The sequence below is a fragment of the Kordiimonas aestuarii genome (assembly GCF_025574465.1).
Classification (GTDB): domain Bacteria; phylum Pseudomonadota; class Alphaproteobacteria; order Sphingomonadales; family Kordiimonadaceae; genus Kordiimonas; species Kordiimonas aestuarii.
Window position 1 is genome coordinate 42,665 of the sequence record NZ_JAOBPP010000018.1, and the last position, 23,412, is coordinate 66,076.

Here is a 23,412-nt window from a genome sequence, read left to right on the forward strand (position 1 = left end):
AAAACAACACTAAGTGATTTTGTGCAATAGAAAATGCTAGGCTACCTTGATCCCATCAGCATCCAGAAGCCTGTTTCTGCCGGCGACTAAATCCGCGAGCCATTTGCCAGCCGCCTCCCCCAGCGGCGCAGGGACCGCATTACCAAGCTGCCTCATACTTTCGCTCCACGAACGAGGAAACTCATAGTCATCAGGCAATCCAACTAGACGGGCCGCCTCTCTAATCGTGAAATAACGGACTGAGCCATCATCACGGACCATCATATTCTCGCCACCTGGGACACCATGGTCACCAGCCTTAAGGGCCTTAGCAGGTCTATCGAGGGGACTACCCGTATGACCCGAATATACTTTTGCGCCTGGCTGCAATGTATGATTTCGCAAACCATCTGGTTCGCCTAATCCGGCGAGGCAGTCTCGCACAGTGATCCAAGGTAAGCCAGCGGGCTCGACAGCATTTCGCTTCAGTAGGACAACCCTCGCTCTATCTCGCTGAAGAACCGGCTCCTGCCGGGGCTTCAGACCATGACGTTGCCAATAAGACCCCGTAACATACTGATCCCAAAGAAGCTTATCGTGAGAATGCGTTGGCTTCATGAGTTTCGGCTCAACACCGAGATCACTGCGAATGCCAAAGATCAAAACACGATGTCTAATTTGCGCCGCACCGAAGTCGGCTGCATTCACAACCTGAAACGCAACCTGATATTCCAATTCCTTGCCAGAGGAGATCAATCGCAGACGGTGTTCTTCATGCGCTTCACTTTCCCCTCGCACTACTGACGGACGCTCTAGATGCGCAAGGATCCATTCAAGATATGGCTTAAACTTTGGCCCGGCAATGTTGCGTACATTCTCAAAGAGAAATGATCTTGGCGCAGCCTCCCGAATAGCCCGTATGGCCTCTGGCCACATATCTCGGCGGTCATCTTGGCCCAATTTCTTTCCACCAATCCCAAAGGGCTGGCAAGGAGGCCCACCTGAAATGGTATCTAGGGTTGCTAAAGCATTCCAATCGATCGACCGCACATCTTCGCGCTCCATCGGCCAATCACGCACATAAGGAATACCGTTGACCTTGTTGTGCAATACGGTTTCAACAGCATCAAAATTAAAATCAGCCATATAGCTATGCTTATAACCGGCCTTGGACATGCCGAAAGCAAGTCCCCCACACCCCGCAAAAAGCTCAGCACTTATCATCTTCGTCGCCTTCCATTTCAAATGGGAGCAACGCACCTCCCGAGACATCCTCCAGGTAGCGGCTCACCGCCTGACGAACAAGCCAAGCAACCTTCACACCTCTCAACTTGGCAAGCCGCTCGAGTTCGGCTTTTTGTTGCTTAGTCAGGGTCGTTGTTTGCCTCGCGGCGTTTTTGCCATCCTTGCCCATTTTTTCTCTCCGCGGCATTCCGCGGCATTCCGCGGCAATATCTAGTAAGATGCCTTATTTAGCAGCCAACCGCAAGTGCTAACCTACTCGCATTATGAGAACAAATAAAGAACAATTAGGAACCATTCTGAGAAGATAGGTTTTCCAAGGCTTGAATAACAAGGGTCGAGTACAACATGAGGAAACACCCTCCTCTAAAATTAGCGCGCCAAAAGTGATGCCCCTTCTCCGGAAAGAGTACCTCTTGGCACAGGCATGTGGGCGAAATTTAGATCTCGCGTAGCAAATACCGGTGGAAGGGTAAACAGGTACCTGCAGTGTCTATTAGATCGACTAGTTGGTTTTGGCCGCAATCAGTGCCAATCATAGCTTGGGTGAAGTCCAGTGTTATACAATTCTGATAAACCTGCGACAGACATGTACGGCCCTGTTTCCGAGCATCGTACAGTTGCCGCCGCCGTCATCAGATTGCGGCGGCAACTGTACGAATGATTAGCCAGCAAACGAACTGCCTAGAAGAGGAGCGGCAAGCAATGACCGAAATCACAATTCCTGTTGAAGGCAGGTTCGACACCATCAGTTCAACGTTGAAGTTTTCACGTCTCGTCGAAGAAAGTTTTTCCAAGCGTGCGGATGCTTTCAAATTCGACTTTTCAAAAATCGGCTTCGTTTGCCCAACCACTCTCGTGGCGCTATATGGGCTGATAAAATCATTCAAACAAGAGAAGGAAAACGCAGGTATTCAGGTCAATTTGGTCGGGCTTGATGAAACAAATGACAAGCATACTTACATGGGCCATATGGGGCTATTTCTGGGCCTCGGTGTTGACTTCGGAAAAGCCCCAAACGAAGCCGCTGGCAGCAGTCGTTATCTTCCGATCACCAATATAGAGCGGTCTGAGATTGATGAACAGGCAGAGAAGAAGTACCAAGAAGCCGGCGATGTAATCGAAGAAAAGACCGAGGCTTTAACGAGCGTCTTGCTTCAAACTGGCATTGGAGACGCCTATTCTGGTATTCAATTTTCATTTCGCGAGATGCTCAGAAATGTCTTCGAACACAGCGGAGCCGGTTCCGCGACAATATGCGCACAATATTGGCCGTCAAAGCACAAGGCCGAAGTTTGCATATTTGACCTCGGTATGGGCCTGAAACGATCACTGCTACGTAACCCAAGAAACAGCTGCTCTAGTGACCGGGAAGCTATCACTATAGCTCTAATGCCTGGCGTATCTGGCAACGTAGATGCTGGCAAGGGCGGCCACGGTGATGTTTGGCAAAACTCAGGATTTGGACTGTATATGGTTAGCCGTATCTGCGGCACAAAGGGCAAGTTTGCTCTAGCAAGTGGGCACACAGCGGTTGGCCTGCAAAATGCTCGTCAACTCGAGAAAACTTGTTTCATTCCTGGTACACTTGTCTCAATGACTTTTCGGACAAACGAGCTTGAAGGGCTTTCCGGCCAAATGAAAGAAATTCGTAGTCAAGCCATAAAGCTAGCCGCAGAGAACAAAACAGCCACTTCAGTAGAGCCGTCCGTTGCTTCGGTGACTCTTGCACGGGATTTCAAGAAAGAGTGAATGTCTTTCAGACTTCTCAATGCCTCCAGGCCTCAACATAAAAAGGGAACAGAAATGGGTTCACGCCAATTCGCTGAAGTTAAAAAGCATTTATTTTTAATAGCTTAGATAAGTTAGCTGGCAGAGAGCAATGGGATTCACCGAAAGTATTGGTCGTCATTTTGCCTGAGCGACTGAAGTCCAGAGTTATACACTTCTGATAAACCTGCGACGGACAATCACGGCTCTGTTTCCGAGCATCGCGCACAAACCGTCACTAAAACTACGCCCTATACAGCAGGAAGAGTTCTGGGCGGCCCTCAAGCGCTATGGGGACAACACATTCCCCCTACTCGGGCAGCTGACCGACTGGACGAATATCCATTATAGCATCTGATCACGGTCAAGCGCTTCGTTGAGGCTCTGCATTTGTGACAGTAGTTCATCATGATTGATGGACAAAAAACGTGCAACCGCGTCGTTTTCCAGAAGCCTACGGATATATCCGTTGGCGACGACCAAGCGGACGACGTTTGCCCCATAGTTTTCCTCGACTGCCTTCATATCTTTGCGCAATTTCTCCATTTCAATTTCCATACGCTCCCGTTCTTCCGCTGAAAGTCCATGGCTGGCTTTTCGGCGTGCATCGACTAGTTCCGTGTCCGGCGTGGCCAATAATAAGGCCCGTGCATATGAAAGGGAGAAATTGTTTGCTGCGATCATAAGCTCAGCAGTTTCCACTTGGCGTATCGGCTTCATCTTGCGAAGGACGCCAATCGTTCCACCTGAAAAGTTGCGGTCTTTCAGAATATCGATAGCTTCAGTGCATATACCGCGAAGAAGAGCTCTTTTTTGCCTAATTCTGGCGACGTTCACCCCCAGTGCCACGGCTAGCTTCTCCTCGGACACACCTTTCTTCAGCGCCTGTCGGATCATAAAGTGTTCCTGAATTGTTGAGAGCCGGCTGATACGCTTATTATAGGTAAACGCTTCATCATCTTTCGCAATCATGCATGGCGCAGTGTTGATAGCTAGCTCCTGCAGCGCTGCAAGGCGAAGATGGCCATCAAGCAACATATATGTTCTCCTGGTGCCGCTTTGCGGAAACACCACCAGGGGCTCCACCAGACCAATCTCCCTGACTGAGACTAAAATCTGTGCGTACTTTTTCGTCTTTTTGATCTGCAAGGATACGATGCGCGATGGCAATATATCGGCAATGGGTAGTAGCTTGGTCTGATTTTCAAATCCGAGAGAAATTTGATCTGTCATGATACATTTCTCGAGCCATGAATAAGATCGGCCAATTGCCTTGGCACAGTTTCCAAGCCCTCTGCGCGCAGCAAGGTGACAAAGTTTTCGTCTTGGAACAGCTCTTTTAGCGCAGCGACAATAAAAAGCAGTCGTCGTTCAGTCATATCTGACTTGGTGATCATTGCACGTTGTCGTTCGGTTTCCTGCTTATAAGCTCGAACCATAGCTTGTGATGTAAGAGGCCTGCTACTGCGCTGACGGCCGGAGCCTTCAAGTGTTTTCCCTCGGCGCCGGCGCTGCTCTACAAGGCGACGGGCTATCTGAAGCTTTTGCCCACGCAACTCTTTACGCTCATAGGCTTCCGTGAGGGCTTGCTGGATATCCTCGTCCTTGGTGGTTGCAATTTCAACGGCAACGCTTACAGGAATTAGATTACGGTCCACTGAAGCGAGCAGGCGCTCTTCGCCATTGTGGATGAGGTGAAGTATTTGTTTCACATATTCCCGGGTCAGGCCAGTTTTGGCCGCAATTTGTGAAGGGTCATACCCACGTCGCTCCAAGACCCCAATTTCATGCATTAGTTCCAGTGAGCTATGTTGCCGACGTGCTAGGTTTTCCACCAGGCTCATCACGTAACATTCTTCCGTCGTTGCCTCGATCACAATCGCGGGGATGGTGGCCTGTTTGAGTTGTCTAAATGCCTCTAGCCGCCCTTGGCCGCACACAAGATCATATTCATATTCGGGAGATGAGCCGGTTGTTCTGCTAACGGTGATGGGCCTCTTCAAGCCCACCTTTTCTATGCTGAGAACCATCTCCCGAAACTTGCGCGCATTTCTTTCTCTTGGGTTTAGTATGCGAATTGCGTTGACCGGGATCATCGTAACCGTGTTCGAGGCGGAGTGGCCTGTCATTATGCCACCTCATAAAGAGATACTCTCTCAGCCACATATAAGAGGTAATCAAGTGTATCGTATCGGTAGGTATCGAGTGCCGCGCCGTTCTCGTCTGCAATCCGCAGAGCGGTCTGCCCGAAATCAATGCGTGGTAACAAATAGTAGTCAAGCGCACCGTCATTATCCTTGTCCATCCGAACAGCGACGGTGATGTCTGGGCGCAAGCCTGCGTCGAACCGAACTTTCCAACGAGATGTACCGGCGGGTGTCCTGAAATGCCGGGCTATAACAACAGAGACTGAAAACTCTTGGTTTATTGTGATCAGATCAGTTGTCTTGCAGCTCGAAGCTTGTGCACCAAGCTTTCGGATATCTTGAATTACTTGCAGCACGATTTTTGGATGCAGTTGCCTTAGCTGCCTATTGACCTCAATGTATCTGTAGTCTCGATCCGGGCGAAATCCTATGAGCTCATAGGCACGAATTAAGCTGCCAAATCGGTAACGATAGGCTCCACTTAGTGGGGCCTCGTCACACTCATCAATGACGATGCCCGACAGGTAGCCGAACTTCTGGTATAGCAGCTTCAAACGCTCAAGCATCTCCTCATCAGAGACTTTGCGGCTTCGCTCACGGATAATGCCCTGCGCCATATGAAACAATGATAGCGGTACCAACGGATCGAACACTCCATCGGAACGCACCCAAGTCTCAGGGGAGTTTACGGTTCGTTTCCTTTTGAGTTTATTAGACGTTCGGTTGTAGACGTTGTTGCCCACATATTTTTCATTGGTCAGGATTTGATGAATGGTGGAACGGGTCCAAGGTCGGTTTAAGTCGGTGCGTACGCCTTCTTCGTTGAGTTGGCCGCAATTTCACGCTCCGTCTTTCCTCCCTCCACAAACAAATGGTATATCCGCCGCACCATTTCCTGCTCATGTTCCGGTCCTGGCACAAGGATAACTCGATCGGTTTGAAGGCTTTTGTGTTGTCCCCGCTTTAGAACGCCTTTTTGCATGCCTGTTTCATCGATCAGCATGCGACGAAGTCCGAAGCCTGCTGGACCACCCTGGCGAAATCCCATTTCGATCAGGCGGCATTGGCCCGCAAACACCTTGGTAGAAAGCTCTCTGCTATACTCTCCTGCCATTGCGCGCTTGACCCCTTTGACAATAGTCGAAACGGGACTGCCATCGTTGAGGAATTGCTCGGCGCAATAATGCACCTCAATGCCAGCGCGACGACATATATACTCATAGTAGGCGCTTTCATCGGCGTCTTGAAACCGACCCCAGCGGCTAACATCATACACAAGAATGGCATCAAAATTGGCACTCTTGCTTTCAACTTGCTCTATCAACCCTTTTAGGCCGTCTCGTCCTTGTATTCGTAAGCCGCTTTTGCCCTGGTCAGAAAAGGTTTGAACAATTTGCATGTCATGCAGATCGGCATAAGCCCTGATGGCTTCAGCTTGGTTTTCCGTTGAATATTTTTGATGCTCTGTGGACATACGCACATACTGTGCGGCCCGTGTGAGGGATGTGGGCCTTCGGCCCATTACTCTATCTTTGGACGTGCTGAGTGACATTCACGATGCCTTCCCGAAGCAATAGGAGTAGAGCAGTTTCAGGAAAGGCAAACAAAGCGAAGGGGTTGTGTCAATTGAATAGGATGTTTTGGACCTAGCCAAGTAAAATTGCACTGCAAGTGCTATCATTTAGCTCAATGGAGTAACAAAAAATTCAAAGTATTGAGCCCTCACAAGTGCCGCCGTGCGTACGAATACAACCGATGCTACCGAATCGAAGAGCTGCGTGATTTGGGCAACGATAATGGCTTCATTTGCCCCAACATACGGCTACAATGCAAACTAGCGAGTACCACAAGCGGAAAAGTTTCGTGTCGGATCGATTTGCTGCAATTTTTACAACAATCAATGCCCCTTACCGACTACATATGGATGAGGCTGACCTCATCAGGTATTTATCAGGTGAAGAAATTCCAACTTATTTTATTGGGCAGATCTGGGGGTTTTTCGGTGAAGTTCCAGTAGAGGAACAGCTAGCATTTGCAGAATGCCATGGCATTTCAGCGAGAGAGCTTAAAGAAAAGGCCCAAAAATTCAGCATCCGGTCCGGGGCGCATTTCCCCATTCTGAATGCGGAAATTTAGACATCGCCATCAGTTGTACTTTGGCTTTTGCGGCGCTTTACCTTTTGCCAATATAAATCGACGAACGTTCCAGCTTTAACACCCTCCGGACCGTCTAGTTCCCAACCATCTAGCAGTAGCTGTTTCAATTGCGCGCGCACTTCCTCTTCTTGAAATGCGCGCCATTCGAAGTGACGGTATTCGTACTCTTCAGTGTCGGCTTCTTCTGCAGGCATTAGAATCTTCCTTTAGCGAGGTTGACGGGACCATTCGCAATATATCATCGCGCGTGCGAAAAATCATTGGACAGCACTGGCCCCGTCAGTTGCCTTCGGGAAAAATCCGTCGCCCAGCAAACACCTTACATCCAAAAACTCAATGTTCATCTGCGAAAGAACTCTTTTCGAAGAACTCCAACTATATCACATTGATTTTATTGACAGTATGATACTTTATTGACCCGAATATCGGCTATATCAATAAGTTAGAATTGACTCAGTATGATACTTTGTGAATCTATCCCGGTGTATGGACTACGACTTTCTGCCGCTATTGCCGCAAATTCAGTATGATACTTTATTGTTCAGGTACAGAGGTTGTTGTGCATCCCTGCACCACTGCCGAATAGCATCAGTTGCTTTGCATACCCTGAAGGAAACGGGTCAGATTAAGGCTCAATGTGTCGCTCAGATACCCTCCTTCCTGCACAATTACCGTCGGGCAAACGATGCTGTCAGCGATCGCCTTTCCTATACCACCAAAACCGTCCGGCGTTACCGCAAGACCACCGAAAGGATCGTCCGCCGACGCGTCAATGCCAAGTGCTACAACCAGTGCATCAGGCGCGAATGCCTCGATGCGGCCAAGAGCTACTTTAAGCGATTTGAGATAATCGGTATCGCCCGTTGCACGTGGCAATGGCAGGTTGAGATTATACCCAAGTCCTTCGCCGGCTCCACGCTCGGCGCTATGACCCCAGAAAAACGGATAAAAACGTACCGGATCTGCATGTAGCGACACTGTCAGAACGTCGGCGCGGTTGTAAAAAATCTGCTGGGTGCCATTACCGTGATGCAGATCCACATCAAGGATAGCAACCCGCGGAAAACGCGATTGCAGGTGCGTAGCGGCAATGGCGCTGTTATTGAAATAACAGAAGCCGCCGGCGATATCTTGTCCCGCATGATGACCTGGTGGACGGCATAGCGCATAAGCCAGGTTTTCGCCCGCGAGGACAACTTCCGCAGCTTCGACGGCCGACCAGGCGCTCCAACATATGCTATCCCACGTATCGGCAGTGATGGGGCTGGAGGCGTCAGACATATGATAGCCCGCTTGGGCCACCACAGATGCCGGGTAGCCCCCGCTTCGACTTACAGGGCGGATATCAGGAACCACAGCGGCCGACGCGCCGTCTATATAAGACCACCGCTTATAAGCGTTTTTAAGAAACGCAAGATATTCGGGACTGTGCACTTTTGCGATGGCGCCCATACCATGATCCCGTGGCTCCAGAACCTCACAACCGGCGGCCACGACACCATCGCCAAGTCGTGTGGCACGATCCGGATGTTCGGGATTGGCGCGAAATACACCGTTGACCAGAAAGTGTTCTGGAAAATGAGCCGCCTGTTTTTGGGAGAAAAAAGCTTTCATGCGCGTGTCCTTTAAAGGCCGTTCTCTTGCGCGAAGGCTATCAGGCTCGCACGCAACGTGGTCAGGATTTCAGATATATGTACTGCCGATGCAATCATTGGCGGACAAACGAGGAAATGGTCACCCTCAAGACCATCCCGGGTGCGGCGTGGATAAATAATTAATCCACGGTCATAAGCAATGTCACTCAATCGCAGATAAGCGTTTATTTCTTTGGGAAGGGGTTGCATGGTCGCCCGGTCCGCAACGAGCTCAAAAGCCAGCAACAGGCCTTTACCGCGCACATCCCCGATGAAGGCAAATTCCGTCATCAGCGCATTGAGGCCAGCCTTCAGCTTGTCTCCCATCGTGGTGGCGTTATCCATCAGGCCCGCCGAGAGTATCTCCTCAAGCACCGCGAGTCCTGCCGCACAGGCTATCGGGTTGCCGGCATAGGTATACCCGTGCTGGAAACCGCCTGCATCCAATACCGCTTCAACAATATGATCCTTGGCTGTCACCGCACCCAGCGGTACATAGCCCGCGCCAAAGCCCTTCGACAGCGCGACAATATCCGGGTTGATATTCCAATGCTCGGCAGCCAGAAAGGAGCCCGTTCGCCCTACCCCGGTCATGACTTCGTCATAGATCAGGACCACCCCGAACTCGTCACAAATGTCGCGCACGCGGCGATAATAACTGTCTGGCGCAACAAGTGCGCCGGTTGACGCACCCCCGATCGGTTCCATGATGAATGCGAGCACGCTATCGGGGCCAAGCTCAATAATCTTGTCGCGTAGCATCTCAGCATACCGAATACCGCGCTCTTCATCGCTGAGGCTATCGCGGTCAAGATAACAACGTGGTGCCGGGATTTTGGGCATCGCACGGTAAAGTGGGGTGAACGGGCCGTTCAGCGGCGCATAACTGGTCAGCGCGAGCGCACCGAGTGTAGAGCCATGATAAGATGGGCTGCGGGAGATGATCTGCCATCGGCGGCCCTCTCCTGTCGCTACCTTGTATTGCCGCGCCAGCTTGATCGCGCTCTCCACCGCTTCGGATCCGCCAGAAACAAAAAATACTTTCTCGTGACCTTCAGGGCTGAGCTGCGCCACTTTGGCCGCGAGTTTTTCCGAAACCTCACATTCAAAATGCAGCCGATAGCCAAAAGTGGATTTTTCCATCTGCGCCCGCATGGCGGCAAGCACCCGCGGGTTGGAATGCCCGATGTTGGACACCATGGCGCCGCTTGAACCGTCAAGATAGCGTTTGCCATGGACGTCCCACATATACACGCCTTCCGCACGGTCCAGCAGCGGCCGACGCATACGGGTCTGATAAAACAGATGAGACTGGTTCATGATTGCCCCCCCGGCATCGGGACATTGGTCCCATAGGTGCGCTCATCCAGCGGTGTTTCGGCGATGAGGTCGGTCAATGTAACGAGGAATGCCGCCTCCGCTGCATTCAGGTTGGCGCGTGGATGGCTGATCACAAACAGGTCTATGATCGGCGGGTCTTTATAGGGCGGCAACTGCCAAAGCCTACCGTTCTTAATATCACGTTCCACCACGTGGATAGGCAATGGGCCGATACCGAGCCCCGCCATAATCATGCGTCTGACCTCTTCAAGGTTATTGCTGTCCCCCGCAACCTTGTCGCTGAACTGCGCCTGAGCCCTGAGGGCAGCTACCGGGTGCAGAACGTCACCCAGATTGTCGGTTGAAAAGGTGACACGCTCATAGTCACGCATATCCCTGAGTGTCAAACCTGTGCGGCCATAAAGCGGGTGGCTAGGCCCGCAAAAAAAACCGAAGTGTTCACGATAAAACAGCGTTGTCGTCAGTTCTGGCACAGGTTCGCGCATCAGGCACACACCAAAACTTGCTTGTTTTGACACCACGGCTTCCACAACGTCGCGGCTGCTGAGCACCGAGATAGAGAAGGACGTCATCGAATGTCTGGCGTGAAAAGTGGCGAGCGCTGTATCAAGAAGCGGTGTCATCACATGGCTGGCCATGCAAATGTTAACATGCCCCTCCACCGTATCGCAGGTATCGGACAGGAGATTAGGCAGACGACTGACCGAGCCAAAAATCTCGCGACACTCCTTATAGAGCGCCTGCCCGTGTCGGGTGAGGTCAAAATTGCGCGGATCCCGCGCCGCCAACTGGCACCCTAGCAAGGTCTCAAGCCGCCGAAGCGCGTTGCTGACCGTCGGCTGCTTGAGGCCAAGAAACCGCGCGGCGCGTGTGATGCTGTTTTCCTCAGCGATCACCATGAAGGTTCGCAAAAGGTTCCAGTCCATTGACCAACTGACCCCGGAGGGCAAGCCGAAGCCGATATCATCCGTTTCAGGCATGTTTATATTCTTTTAAACTATGTTTGACTTTATAAAGATAACAATACCAAATGATAGTCGCTTGCTGAGCAGGATCAAGAGCAATCTGAAACAAGGGGGTAAATTGTGGGCAGGAAGATCATCATCACTTGTGCGGTGACCGGCTCCATTTACACACCCACCATGTCGCCGCACCTACCGGTGACACCCGCTCAGATTGCCTCGTCATCGATCGATGCCGCACAGGCTGGAGCTGCAATCATCCACCTCCATGCCCGCGCCCCTGAAGACGGCCGCCCCAGCGCCGACCCTGCGCATTTTCGCGAGTTTATTCCGGTGATCGATCAGGCAAGTGACGCGGTATTGAATATTTCCACAGGCGGTAGCTCGCTGATGCGGCTTGACGAAAGGCTGGCACCTGCGCGGGCCATGCTGCCGGAGATGTGCTCCCTGAACATGGGATCAATGAACTTCGGCATTTTCACACTGAAACGCAAATATGAAAACTGGCAGCACGACTGGGAACCCGCGCTGCTGGAGGCAACACGGCACACGCTCTTCACCAACACCTATGAGGACATCGAAAACATCCTGGCGGATCTCGGCGATCATGGCGGTGCCCGCTTCGAATTTGAATGCTACGATATGAGCCATATCGAGACCCTCGCCTACTATTTGCGGCAGGGTAAGGTGAAGACCCCGCTTTATGTTCAATTTGTACTTGGGGTGATGGGAGGCATCGGCGCATCCGCTGAAAACCTGATGGCGATGAAAGCGTCGGCGGACCGCTTGCTGGGCGATAACTACCAGTTTTCGGTCTTGGCAGCCGGTCGCCACCAGATCGAACTGGCAACACTTGGCGTAATCCTCGGGGGCAACGTGCGCGTCGGACTTGAGGACAGCCTGACAATTCCGCCCGGCAAACTGGCGACCAGCAATGCCGAGCAGGTTCGCAAGATCAGAACAATCATTGAGGAAATGGGACACAATATCGCTACCCCTGAGGAGGCACGGCAAATGCTATGTCTTAAAGGCAGGGGTGCGGTGAATATGGCGTTTTAACCATGATAGAAATCAGGGAGACCAATCTCGAGGATGCGGAAATGATCCAGGCGATGCTGGAGGCCATGGCGCATGATCTTGGCCAGGGCGAAGAATATCGCGGCAATGCGACTGCGATACGCACTTATGGGTTTTCCGACAGTCCGGCATTTGAAGTTCTGGTCGCCCAACGGCACAGCGAACCGTTGGGCATGGTACTGTTTTTCTATGAATTTTCTACATGGCGCGGGCGCCCGGGCCTTTATGTGCAGGACATCTTTGTTGACGCGGCGGCCCGAGGGCTGGGCCTTGGCCGCAAGTTACTCGTCGCAGCCACCAAAAAGGCGGCCAAACAGGATGCCTGCTATGTGAGGCTTAGCGTTCATGCGGCCAATAAAAGCGGCATGGCCTTTTATAAGCAGCTTGGTTTCCAACAAGCCAATCAAGAAAACATCATGGTGCTTGAAGGCGCACCTTTCGATGCCATGAAGGGGGACGCCGAATGAAAAAAACATGGCTAACACTCGCCGCAGCGCTGACGATTGTGCCGACCGCAGGCACAACCGCTGAGGCCACAAGAATACCCGTGCTGGGACAGGTCGCACATCCCCACACATATTACTGGCGCGAGATGTATATGCCGCAGCTGACGAGCGGCCCGTCAGCAGCAACCTTCTCCCCCGACGGCAAAAGTGTTATCTATAGTATGCAAGGCAGCCTGTGGCGGCAGGCGATCGACGATGACACCGCCTATGAATTGACCACGGGGCCCGGATACGATTATCAGCCAGACTGGTCACCGGATGGACGGTTCGTTGTTTTCAGCCGTCAGCATGGCAATGCGCTTAATCTGATATTGCTCGACCTTGATACAGGCGCTGAAACAGCGCTGACCACCGGCGATGACGTAAATCTCGAACCCCGCTTCAGCCCCGATGGCAGCCAGCTTGCCTATGTCTCCACCAAACTGGATGGTTATTTCGGTATCCATGTCGCTGGCTTTAACGGCCACGCCCTTCTGGACCCCAGGCCTTTAGTCGCAGGCCGCGTCTCGGAAAAATACCGGTATTATTATTCGCAGGCCGATCATGCGATCAATCCGGCATGGGGGGCGGACGGCGATACGCTCTATTATGTTTCAAATCCGGAAACCAGTTGGGGTACGGGGGATATATGGGCCACCTCGGTGTCAGACCCGAGCGAACCGCGCCGCGTGTTTGTCGAAGAAACGACATGGGCCGCCAGGCCACAACCCGCGCATGATGGCAAGAGGCTACTTTATGCCAGTTACCGCGGACGACAGTGGCATCAGCTTTGGCTAACTGGTACCGACGGCAACTATCCACTACCCCTTACTTTCGGGGAGTATGATATCTGGCAGCCCCGCTGGAGCCCTGATGACCAGAGCCTGATCTACATCACGAATGAGGATGGAGGGCTTGCGCTCTATCATCACACGGTGATCGGTGGAGCACGGCACAAAATCGAAGCGAAGCAGCGTGTCTATAAACGCACCATGCAGACGCTTGAGGTGTCCCTGGTGGATGACCACGGCAAACCCTTGTCGGGCCGTGTCAGCGTGAAAGCCGCAGATGGCCGACACTATGCGCCTGTCAACGCTCGTATCCACGCTGATGATTACCTTGACCCCGTTCAGGCAGACCATGAGACCCATTATTTTCACTGTGCCAGACGATGTAGCCTTTCGGTCCCGGTGGGCCCGGTTCAGGTGCAGGGATCTCACGGTTTCCGCTACAAGCTGGCAACGCGCGGGCTTGACGTGTCAGAAAGGCCGGCCCAGCTTACCTTGAGGCTCGACGAACACACCCTGCCCACGCTTTATGGCAGCTTCACCAGCGCCGACATGCATGTGCACATGAATTATGGCGGGAAATACAAACAAGACATCGAGACGATGTCTGGCGATGCTGCAGCGGAGGGTCTGGATGTCGTATATAACCTGATTGTCAACAAGGAAGAACGCATCCCCGACATCGGCGAGTTCACCCCTGATAAACAGACACACGATAGTGTAACTGTTTATCAGGGGCAGGAATATCACACCAGCTACTGGGGGCACCTTGGCCTCCTGCATCTGGACGACCATATCCTGACGCCCGATTTCGCCAGCTATTGGCATACCGGGCTGGCCTCCGCCTACCCAACCAATGCCGTGGTACAGGACCTGGCGCACGCGCAGGGTGCGGTAACTGGATATGTGCATCCTTTTGGCGACACACCGAACCCCGCCGATGATGCAAAACTGACCCATAGCCTGCCGGTGGATGCAGCGCTTGGAAAGACGGACTATCTGGAGATTGTCTCCTTCGCGGACCACCAGAACACTGCAAGTGTATGGTACCGCCTGCTTAACCTTGGTTTTCACATCGCGGCGGGTGCAGGCACCGACGCAATGACCAACTACGCGTCGCTGCGCGGCCCGATCGGCCTGAACCGTATTTTCCTTGATGGCGTTCGCGCCGACCAGCCTGAGAGCCTGAAGTCAGCCATCCGAAGCGGACATGGCTTTGTGAGCAACGGGCCGCTTATTGGCCTGCTGGTGAACGAGGCCAAGCCGGGCATGGTGCTAATGTTCGGCAAGGAAGGTGGCAGTGTGCGGGTTCGCGCCGCCCTGCGGTCCCCCGTGCCTGTCGAACGCTTTGAACTGGTGATCAACGGCCAAGTGAGCCACACGTTCGAGACGACGGAGAGTGGCACGCGCGCGGATGCGGACATCACCGTACCGGTACACACAAGCGGCTGGATGCTAGTACGTGCGGTCGCTGAAAAGTCCCACCCTTTTGTGCAGGACATCTACACCTACGCCACCACCAACCCGGTCTGGCTGACCGTGGAGGGCAAGCCACAACGGTCGGCCAACGATGCCGCATATTTCATCCACTGGCTTGACCGCATCGCCGAGCACGCCGCTGCCCGGACCGATTACAATTATGACTGGGAACGCGCAGCCGTGTTGGCTGACATCGCAAAAGCCCGGAAAATCTACGAGGGGAAACAACGATGAGATGGGGGATAACCCGCACCTGTGCATTGATCCTGATGACTTTTGCTGCAGCCGACCTTGCTATTCACGCCGACGCAGCCGAGCCACGGCTGATGACAGTGGACGACCTGAACAAACTGCAGGAGGTTAGCGAACCTGCCATCTCGCCTGACGGTAAAACCGTTGCCTATGTGGTTTCAAGCCATGACATGAAACTTGATGCCACCGTCAGTGATGTCTGGGTCGTCGCCTATGCGGGCGGCAAGGCGAAACAAATCACCAAGAGCGACGACAAAAGTGAATACAGCCCTAAATTTTCGCCGAACGGCAAGCTGTTAGCTTACCTTGGGGAAGACAAAGACGACGGCAGCACCCAGATTTTCGTACGCAACATCAAGACCAAAAAAGCCCGACAGGTCAGCCATGTCGCGGGCGGCCTGCTGGAGTATGACTGGGCGCCAGACAGTCAACAATTTGTCGTCACCGCCTTTGTCGGCGGCGCCCAGGAGAATGAAGCAGGCACCCCGCCTCCTATCGTCATAACCCGTTTCCAGTATATGGAAGACTGGGTCGGCTATCTGGCCGCAGCCCGGCGGCAGCTACTGGTTATTGATCTTAGAAAAGGTAAACAGCGTCAGCTCACCAGCGGGGATCAGGACCACTGGCTGCCACGGTGGTCACCTGACGGCAAGTGGATCGCCTACGTCTCGAAGGATCAGGGCGACGCCGACCGCAATATGGACTCTGACGTATTTGTCATCGCGGCTGACGGGGCAGGCGAAGCCCGCCGTATCAGCACGTTCACAGGCACGGACGTTGACCCTTACTGGATGTCCCCACCCGCATGGTCGCCGGACAGCAGCCAGCTTGCCTGGTTACAAAGTGGCGAGAGCAAGTGGATCTATTATGCGCCGTGGCAACTGACAGTTGCCGACCTCGCCTCTGGTGAAAACCGGCCGCTCGCCCGTATTGACCGCAATTTTTTCATGCCTGAATGGTCCGCAGACGGCAGCGCACTCTATGCATTGCTTGAAGAAAACCGTGCAACGTGGCTGGTTAAAATAGACGCTGCCACGGGTGACATCAGCAAATTGAGTGACGGCAAGCGCTTTGCCCTATCATACGCGCTGTCTGCCACCGATAGCGCCGTACTTCTGGATAGCACCGACAACCGGCCTTTTGAGATCTTTGCGCTGGATGACGGATTACGCCAGCTTAGCAACCACAATGCCTGGCTTGACGATGTGACTCTGGGTGAGACGAAGGAATTTTCCTTCGACGGGCCAGCGGGCCGCATTGATGGCTTGATACTGTTGCCGCCCGGTGCGTCAGATGGTGACAAGCTACCGGCAATCTTCCGCCTGCATGGCGGGCCTGTATATCAGTTCAGCCATGAATTCATGAGCGACTGGCAGATATATGCTGCGCAGGGTTACGCTGTGATTGGCATCAACCCGCGCGGCTCGTCGGGCCGTGGCTTCGACTTTTCTCGCGCGATCTATGCAGACTGGGGCAACGTGGATGTTGCCGATATTCTGGCCGGCACCGAGTACCTTGCCAGCAATGATACCATAGACCCGGCCCGCATGGGTGTTGGCGGCTGGAGCTACGGTGGTATGCTGACGAATTATGTTATCGGCAGCGACAGCCGGTTCAAAGCCGCGATAAGCGGCGCTGGCACAGCCAACATGTTTGGCACCTACGGCCATGACCAATACTCCCGCGAATACGAACTTGAGCTGGGCACGCCCTGGGCTAACCCTGAAGCTTATGAGCGTGTCAGCTTTCCCTTCCTGAATGCGGGTCGTATTGCCACGCCGACCTTGTTCCAATGCGCCGAAAAAGACTTCAACGTGCCATGCATCGGCGCAGAGCAGATGTATCAAGCCCTGCGCTCCGTCGGCACATCAACCCAACTCGTCATTTACCCCGGGCAGCATCACGGCATTACGGTGCCAAGCTACCTGCATGACCGGATGGACCGGAACCTGAACTGGTATGACAGGCACCTCAAGCCGGAGGGCTCAAAGTGAAACGCACCCTTGGCACAACTGGCGTGGTCGTCACCCTTGTCGGTTATGTTATCGGCGCCAGCATTTTCATCCTGCCAGGCTCGCTGGCAGCCACCGCAGGGCCAGCGGTAGTGATTGCCTATCTTCTGGCGGCTGTTATCGCCGCATTTTCCTGCTTGGCCGCCGGACAGTTGGGTTCGGTGTTTCCCAACACCGGGGCCGGGTTTATCGCCGTCACCCGGCTATTATCCCCCTTCACCGGCTTTATCGGCATCTGGCTGATGCTGGCAGTCTATATCATGGCGATAGTGCTGATCGCGCTCGGTTTTGCTGAGTATTTCACGGCACTGTTCCCCGCCTTTGATGCCACTGCGGTGGCTTTTGTTGTGGTTGCTCTGTTTACCGTCCTCAACATGGGCAAGCTTGACGTGCTTGTCAGACTACAGGGCATCCTTGTGCTGGCTTTCATGGTCGCGCTTGCGGGCGTCTCGATCGGCGGCCTGGCTACAATGGACAGTGCCAACCTTACCCCTTTTGTGCCTGCGGGCTGGAATCCGGTATTGTTAGTGGCCGTTCCCGCCTTTTTTTCCTATGGAGGCTTCATGGCAGTGATGGAAATGGCGGGTGAGATCAAGTCACCCGGCAAAACCATCCCGCGAGGGCTGATCCTCAGTTTTGTGCTCGTTGTCATCACATACGTGGCGTTGTCACTGGCGCTTGTTGGCATGATCCCCTGGCAGGAACTCGCAAGCACCAAGGCACCGGTCATGGCGGTCGCCGAGCGACTCTTTGGCGGAGCTGGCGCCACATTCACCAGCTTTGCCATGATGGGTGCCGCCGCAACATCCATCAACGCGCTGGTGCTTGTTGCTTCCCGGGATATTTATGCACTAGCGCAAGACGGCTATCTGTCTGGCTCGGTGGCAGGCGAAAACAGCCCCGCGCTCAGCGTGTTGATTGTCGGCCTGTGTTCCCTCGCCGGGCTTGCACTTGGCAAAAGCATCACGGATTACGCCGTGTGGGTCGCATCCTTCACACTGCTTTTCCAGATACTTGTCGGTGCGGCGCTCCTATATGTGCCAACGCGGGCAGCCGCCGCTTATGATGCGTCTCCATTCAAACTGGGGCATTTGGGAATCAGACTTTCCGGTTGGGGCCTGATTCTGATCTCGGCCTTTTTCCTGATTGTCGTCATCAATGATTCCGTTTCTCAATTCGCCTGGGCCGGTGTCTACTTCCTGCTCGGAGCCGTAGCCTACAGATTACGGCGCAAAGCACGGGAGACCATGGCATGATGGAAACATATCGCGGCGTCGTACACCCTTGGTTATGCGATATTATGGGGCACCTGACGACCCGACATTACATCGCGATGTTCGATGACGCGAGCTACCATCTGGCACACGCGTGTGGCGTTGCCATTGATCCGCGCGAGCGCAAAACCGGTTTTGTCGACGTAAAGCTTGAAATGGATTTCATTGCCGAGTTGCAGGCAGGCGCATTGATCATAATTAAAAGCGGCATCAAACGACTAGGCGGTAAATCTTTTACTGCCTATCACGAAATGCGTAATTTGGCAGACGATAGTCTCGCCGCAACGCTGCATGCGACATCGGTGGCCTTCGATCTTGAAACTCGCAAGGCGATAGCACTATCTCCCACTTTCCGTGACAAGGCGGCACCCTTGACGATTGAGGGAGGCGGCGATGGTTCCGGCGACTGACGCCCGTCAGCTCCAGCAGGCGCTCAGCGCCGCAATGCAGCTTATGAAACGCGACCCTGCCAGCGCAGGTAACCGGCTTGTCGCGCTCAGGCGCCAGTTCGGCGATCATATGGCGCTCGTCCACGCCCACGCAGTCGCACTGCGAAAAATGGGGCGGGCGGAAGAGGCCATTGCCTTGCTAAGCCCGATGCTGGAGCGCACCGATTGTGTTGCTGCGCTTTGGTATGAACGTGCGCTGGCACTAAGGACGGTGGGACGCTATCGGCAATCGCTGGCAGATCTGGAGAAAACGGTGGCGGCGCAACCCGACTTTGGGCCAGCCTGGCGCAGTCTCGGCGATGCCTACGCAGCTGCCGGCGACGAAGACAAAAGCAATAAGGCCTACCAGCGCTACCTTGAAAACGGCCGCTTACCGCCTGTTCTGCTGGACGCGATGACCGCACTGCAAGATGGCCGCATTGCAGTGGCTGAGCAAGTCTGTCGCGCCTATCTGAAGCGCCACCCCACGGATGTAACCGCCATCCGGCTCCTCGCTGAAATTGGTATCAAGGTCGGTCAATTTGGCGATGCAGAAAACCTGTTGGCCCGCTGCCTTGAGCTAGCGCCTGACTTCAGCTTCGCTCGCTACAATTATGCCTTTGTTCTCACACGGCAGAGCAAGTTCGAGCAAGCGATCACCGAGATAGACCGGCTATTGGAAAGCGACGGAGACAACCCGAATTATTATGTCTTGAAAGCTGCATCTTATGTGCGGCTGGGCCAATTTGAGCCCGCAATCCAGATATACGAAAAACTGCTGGGCGACGTCCCTCATCAGCCGCGCGTGTACCTGAGTTACGGCCATGCGCTGAAAACCGTTGGCCGGCAGTCAGACGCCATCACGGCCTACCGTACCGCCATCAAACAGGCGCCCGAACTGGGCGAGGCTTACTGGTCGCTTGCCAATCTCAAGACTGTAACGCTGACCGATGAAGAAGTGGCTCACATGCAGGCCGCGCTCAAGCGCCCTGCCCTCACGCCGGAAGACGCCGCGCAACTTAGCTTCGCCCTTGCCAAGGCCCTGGAAGATCGCGACGACTACGACCGGGCTTTCAAACATTATGCGGAGGGCAACGAAGTGCGCCGCCGTCAGTCCCTCTATAGCGCCGACGAGCAAGACAAGAAGATAAAACGCAGCATCAAATTGATGGACGAAAACTTTTTTGAGGCGCGCTGCGGGTACGGATCTGACGCACCCGACCCCATCTTCATTGTTGGATTACCCCGGGCGGGCTCAACATTACTGGAGCAAATTCTGGCCAGTCACAGCGAGGTGGAAGGCACGCAGGAGTTGCCTGATATCATCAATCTTGCCAAACGGCTTGGCGGCAAGAAACGGCCGAATGATGAAACACAGTACCCTGAAATACTTGGCCACATGAGCGTGGACGCGTTTCGTGAGCTGGGCGAGGAATATCTGGAGCGCACGCTTCGTTACCGCAGTGGCATGCCCTATTTCATTGATAAAATGCCCAATAATTTTGAGCACATCGGGCTTATTCACCTAATGCTGCCAAACGCACGCATCATCGACGCAAGACGGCATCCGCTCGCTTGCTGTTTCTCCGGTTTCAAGCAGTATTTCGCGCGGGGGCAACGCTTCAGTTACAGCCTGTCCGATATCGGGCGCTATTACCGCAGTTACGTCGAACTGATGGATCATTTTGACACCGCGCTGCCCGGCCGGGTGCATCGCGTCCAGTACGAAACGCTGGTGGACGATTTTGAGAATGAAGTTCGCCGGCTGCTTGAATATTGCGACCTGCCATTCGAGCAGAACTGCCTGGAATTTTACAAAAACGACCGTGCGGTGAAAACCGCCAGCAGCGAGCAGGTGCGCAAACCCGTGTTCAAGGACGCGGTAGAACACTGGCGCCATTTTCTACCGCATCTGGCGCCTTTGACGGAGGCACTCGGGCCGGAAGTGCTGGAGCGCTATCCGGTTGAGTAACGTGGGGGCTGTGGGTCAGCCGAACTGACCTTAATGGCAAAAAAGGAGGAGACTATGCGCTACACCGATGACAAGAACAAGGGGCCGACCCTAACGGGTAGCCGAACAGCCAAAGCGGGCCTCGCGGCCCTGATGGCTTCAACGATGATCCCATTGCACGCAACCAAGGCCGCAGATACAGACGATTTCGCGCTTGAGGAAATTGTTGTTACGGCTACGAAACGGGCCAGCAACCTGCAAGATGTGCCCGTGGCCGTACAAGCGCTTACATCCAAATCGCTTGAAGATCTCAACATCAAGGGTTTTGACGATTACATCAATTTCCTGCCAACGGTATCATATGTATCGTTCGCTCCGGGGCTAGCTCAGGTTTACATGCGCGGCATCTCGTCTGGCGGTGACGGGGTTCACTCCGGCTCGCAGCCAAGTGTGGCCGTCTATCTGGATGAGCAACCAATCACCACTATCAACAATGTGCTTGATGTACACATCTATGACGTCGCGCGCATCGAAACACTGGCAGGGCCACAAGGCACATTGTTTGGGTCAAGCAGCCAGGCCGGTACCATGCGCATCATTACCAACCAGCCCGACCCATCGGGCTTTGCTGGCGGGTATGATGTCAGTGTCAATCAGGTTGAACATGGCGAAATGGGCTTCAGCGCAGAAGCCTTTGCCAACTTCCCCATTTCCGACAAGGCAGCTCTCAGGGTTGTTGGCTGGTACGAAGAGGAAGGCGGGTATATCGATAACATATACGGCGAGCGCCACTACGCCGCTTCGGGGATCGAAATCGACAACTCGGACTATGTCGAGGAAGATTTCAACGATGTTCGTACCGCTGGCATGCGTGCCGCCCTGAAGGTTGACCTGAACGACAGCTGGACCGTCACGCCCGGCGTAACGTACCAGAACCAGAAGTCGACGGGTGTATGGGCCCACCGGCCGGACGACCTGGGAGACCTGAAATACCGCACCTTCGGGGATGAATTCGCCAATGACGAATGGGTGCAGGGCACACTGACCGTCAATGGCAAGATCGGCGATATCGATGTCGTTTATGCCGGTGCCTATCTGGACCGCAGCAATGACAGTTCAACCGATTATAGCTGGTATGCCGAGTATTGGGAGGGACTGCTTGCCGATTATGGCTACGACTGCCTGTATTACGACGAGTTAGGTGGTTGTGCCGACCCCACCCAGCATATTACCGGGGATGAGAAGTTTACCCGCCAGAGCCACGAACTCAGGCTATCGTCTTCCGCAGACAGCCGGCTACGCTGGATCGCTGGCGCTTTCTATCAGGATCAGAAGCACGACTTCGACCTGCGCTGGGTGGCGCCCGATGTCCCAACGGGTGAGGATTATTCGCCCGTGCCCGGTGAACCCCTGGTCTGGATCACCAAGCAGGTGCGCAAAGACAAGGACCGGGCCCTCTTTGGCGAAGTTTCCTATGACATCACCGAAGCTTTGACCGCAACGGCCGGGCTGCGGGTCTATAAACTGAGGAACTCGTTGATCGGCTATTACGGTACCGCGTCATCAACCTATTGTTCGGCCCGGCCCTGCCTTGATAACCCTAACCTCGATAAGGAAACCAAGGACAATGGCTCGACCTACAAGTTCAATCTTTCCTATAAAATAGACGACGATAAAATGATCTATGCCACCTATTCAAAGGGCTTCCGCCCCGGTGGCGTAAACCGGGCGCTTACCGGCGTGGTGGCACCCGCTTATGAGCAGGACTTCGTCTATAATTATGAACTGGGTTGGAAAACATCGTTCTTCGACCGGCGGCTCAGGTTCAACGGCGCCGTCTACCTGCTGGATTGGAAAAACTTCCAGTACAGCTTCCTGGACTATTCCATCTCGCCTCTGACGTTGATCACCAATGTCGGCCAGGCGCGAACAAAAGGTGTGGAATTCGACGCGGTGTTTGCTGCAACCGAGCAACTTACCGTATCGTTATCCGGCAGTTATAACGACGCCAAACTGAAAGAAGACTATTATCAGGATGACGACGCCCGGGCAGCCGGTGAAGTAACGGCACCATCAGGTACGCGCATGCCGTTTGTGCCTAAACTGAAACTGACAGCCACGGCGCGCTATGGTTTCAACATCGGCGACTTACCAGCCTATGTTCAGGGCGCCTGGTCTCACACCGGAGAGAACTGGAACAATCTGGATGTATCGGGCCGTATCCTGCAACCGTCCTATGACCTATTGAATGCCGCGATTGGCATTGAAGGTGATGGCTGGACAGCGGAATTGTTCGCAGACAATATCACCGACGAGCGGGCAGTCATATTTGCCAGCCAGGACAATTTTATCGACCTCCCGATCTATACCAATCGACCGCGGCGGTTTGGTATTCGTTTTGGCCAGCGCTTCTAGGCACTGAAAAAACATGCGC

General features: G+C 53.8%; 18 protein-coding genes and 1 pseudogene. 10 read left to right on the forward strand and 9 right to left on the reverse strand.

The features are described 5' to 3' along the window. Positions 1-36: 36 nt before the first annotated feature. Both OEU85_RS06270 and OEU85_RS06275 read right to left on the reverse strand, forming a co-directional pair. The gene (locus OEU85_RS06270; protein WP_262690600.1) at positions 37-1,203 is read right to left on the reverse strand and encodes a DNA cytosine methyltransferase; all 1,167 of its coding nucleotides are present in this window, start codon (positions 1,201-1,203) and stop codon (positions 37-39) included. Beyond that, positions 1,190-1,393 carry a ribbon-helix-helix domain-containing protein gene (locus OEU85_RS06275; protein WP_262690601.1) on the reverse strand — a complete coding sequence of 68 codons (204 nt, stop codon included), beginning with the start codon at positions 1,391-1,393 and terminating at the stop codon, positions 1,190-1,192. The genes OEU85_RS06270 and OEU85_RS06275 overlap by 14 nt, the downstream gene beginning before the upstream one ends. Positions 1,394-1,926: 533 nt before the next feature. On the opposite strand from OEU85_RS06275, the gene OEU85_RS06280 reads away from it, so the two are divergent. Next, positions 1,927-2,973, forward strand: coding sequence for a hypothetical protein (locus tag OEU85_RS06280; protein ID WP_262690603.1), 1,047 nt, complete (start codon positions 1,927-1,929; stop codon positions 2,971-2,973). A gap of 363 nt (positions 2,974-3,336) precedes the next feature. Here the strand turns inward: OEU85_RS06280 and OEU85_RS06285 are convergent, their stop codons facing one another. From OEU85_RS06285 to OEU85_RS18600, 3 genes and pseudogenes are all read right to left on the reverse strand, one after another. Then, complete coding sequence (locus OEU85_RS06285) at positions 3,337-4,224, reverse strand: plasmid partitioning protein RepB C-terminal domain-containing protein (protein ID WP_262690604.1); 888 nt, start codon at positions 4,222-4,224, stop codon at positions 3,337-3,339. Then, entirely contained in the window at positions 4,221-5,120 is a 900-nt protein-coding gene (locus OEU85_RS06290; protein ID WP_262690605.1) for a plasmid partitioning protein RepB C-terminal domain-containing protein, read from the reverse strand. The genes OEU85_RS06285 and OEU85_RS06290 overlap by 4 nt, the downstream gene beginning before the upstream one ends. After that, positions 5,120-6,690: pseudogene (locus OEU85_RS18600) on the reverse strand (recombinase family protein). Before OEU85_RS18600 ends, OEU85_RS06290 begins: the two are co-directional and overlap by 1 nt. Before the next feature lie 311 nt (positions 6,691-7,001). Between OEU85_RS18600 and OEU85_RS06305 the strand changes: the two are divergent. Beyond that, complete coding sequence (locus OEU85_RS06305) at positions 7,002-7,274, forward strand: hypothetical protein (protein WP_262690607.1); 273 nt, start codon at positions 7,002-7,004, stop codon at positions 7,272-7,274. Here OEU85_RS06305 and OEU85_RS06310 read toward each other — a convergent pair. From OEU85_RS06310 to OEU85_RS06325, 4 genes are all read right to left on the reverse strand, one after another. Continuing rightward, complete coding sequence (locus tag OEU85_RS06310; RefSeq protein ID WP_262690608.1) at positions 7,271-7,489, reverse strand: hypothetical protein; 219 nt, start codon at positions 7,487-7,489, stop codon at positions 7,271-7,273. The two genes, OEU85_RS06305 and OEU85_RS06310, sit on opposite strands and share 4 nt — an antisense overlap. A gap of 394 nt (positions 7,490-7,883) precedes the next feature. Beyond that, positions 7,884-8,909, reverse strand: a complete 1,026-nt coding sequence (locus OEU85_RS06315; RefSeq protein ID WP_262690609.1) for a histone deacetylase family protein — start codon at positions 8,907-8,909, stop codon at positions 7,884-7,886. Between the two features lie 11 nt (positions 8,910-8,920). Continuing rightward, positions 8,921-10,249: an aminotransferase family protein gene (locus OEU85_RS06320; RefSeq protein WP_262690610.1), complete on the reverse strand. Its 1,329-nt coding sequence runs from the start codon at positions 10,247-10,249 to the stop codon at positions 8,921-8,923. Beyond that, positions 10,246-11,250, reverse strand: coding sequence for a LysR family transcriptional regulator (locus OEU85_RS06325; RefSeq protein WP_262690611.1), 1,005 nt, complete (start codon positions 11,248-11,250; stop codon positions 10,246-10,248). The genes OEU85_RS06320 and OEU85_RS06325 overlap by 4 nt, the downstream gene beginning before the upstream one ends. 102 nt (positions 11,251-11,352) lie before the next feature. On the opposite strand from OEU85_RS06325, the gene OEU85_RS06330 reads away from it, so the two are divergent. The 8 genes from OEU85_RS06330 to OEU85_RS06365 are packed head-to-tail and all read left to right on the forward strand — an operon-like array spanning position 11,353 to position 23,393. Beyond that, the gene (locus OEU85_RS06330) at positions 11,353-12,291 is read left to right on the forward strand and encodes a BKACE family enzyme (RefSeq protein ID WP_394805393.1); all 939 of its coding nucleotides are present in this window, start codon (positions 11,353-11,355) and stop codon (positions 12,289-12,291) included. A 2-nt stretch (positions 12,292-12,293) separates the two neighbouring features. Continuing rightward, positions 12,294-12,776, forward strand: a complete 483-nt coding sequence (locus OEU85_RS06335; protein WP_262690613.1) for a GNAT family N-acetyltransferase — start codon at positions 12,294-12,296, stop codon at positions 12,774-12,776. Then, a complete protein-coding gene (locus OEU85_RS06340; protein ID WP_262690614.1) occupies positions 12,773-15,295 on the forward strand; it encodes a CehA/McbA family metallohydrolase in 2,523 nt (840 codons plus the stop codon). Before OEU85_RS06335 ends, OEU85_RS06340 begins: the two co-directional genes overlap by 4 nt. After that, positions 15,292-17,307: a S9 family peptidase gene (locus tag OEU85_RS06345; protein ID WP_262690615.1), complete on the forward strand. Its 2,016-nt coding sequence runs from the start codon at positions 15,292-15,294 to the stop codon at positions 17,305-17,307. The genes OEU85_RS06340 and OEU85_RS06345 overlap by 4 nt, the downstream gene beginning before the upstream one ends. Continuing rightward, complete coding sequence (locus OEU85_RS06350) at positions 17,304-18,581, forward strand: APC family permease (protein ID WP_262690616.1); 1,278 nt, start codon at positions 17,304-17,306, stop codon at positions 18,579-18,581. Before OEU85_RS06345 ends, OEU85_RS06350 begins: the two co-directional genes overlap by 4 nt. Then, positions 18,578-19,009, forward strand: a complete 432-nt coding sequence (locus OEU85_RS06355) for an acyl-CoA thioesterase (RefSeq protein WP_262690617.1) — start codon at positions 18,578-18,580, stop codon at positions 19,007-19,009. Before OEU85_RS06350 ends, OEU85_RS06355 begins: the two co-directional genes overlap by 4 nt. After that, positions 18,993-20,999 (forward strand): tetratricopeptide repeat-containing sulfotransferase family protein, encoded by a 2,007-nt coding sequence (locus tag OEU85_RS06360; protein WP_262690618.1) that lies wholly within the window; start codon positions 18,993-18,995, stop codon positions 20,997-20,999. Before OEU85_RS06355 ends, OEU85_RS06360 begins: the two co-directional genes overlap by 17 nt. Positions 21,000-21,053: 54 nt before the next feature. Beyond that, positions 21,054-23,393, forward strand: coding sequence for a TonB-dependent receptor (locus tag OEU85_RS06365; RefSeq protein WP_262690619.1), 2,340 nt, complete (start codon positions 21,054-21,056; stop codon positions 23,391-23,393). Positions 23,394-23,412 lie beyond the last annotated feature (19 nt).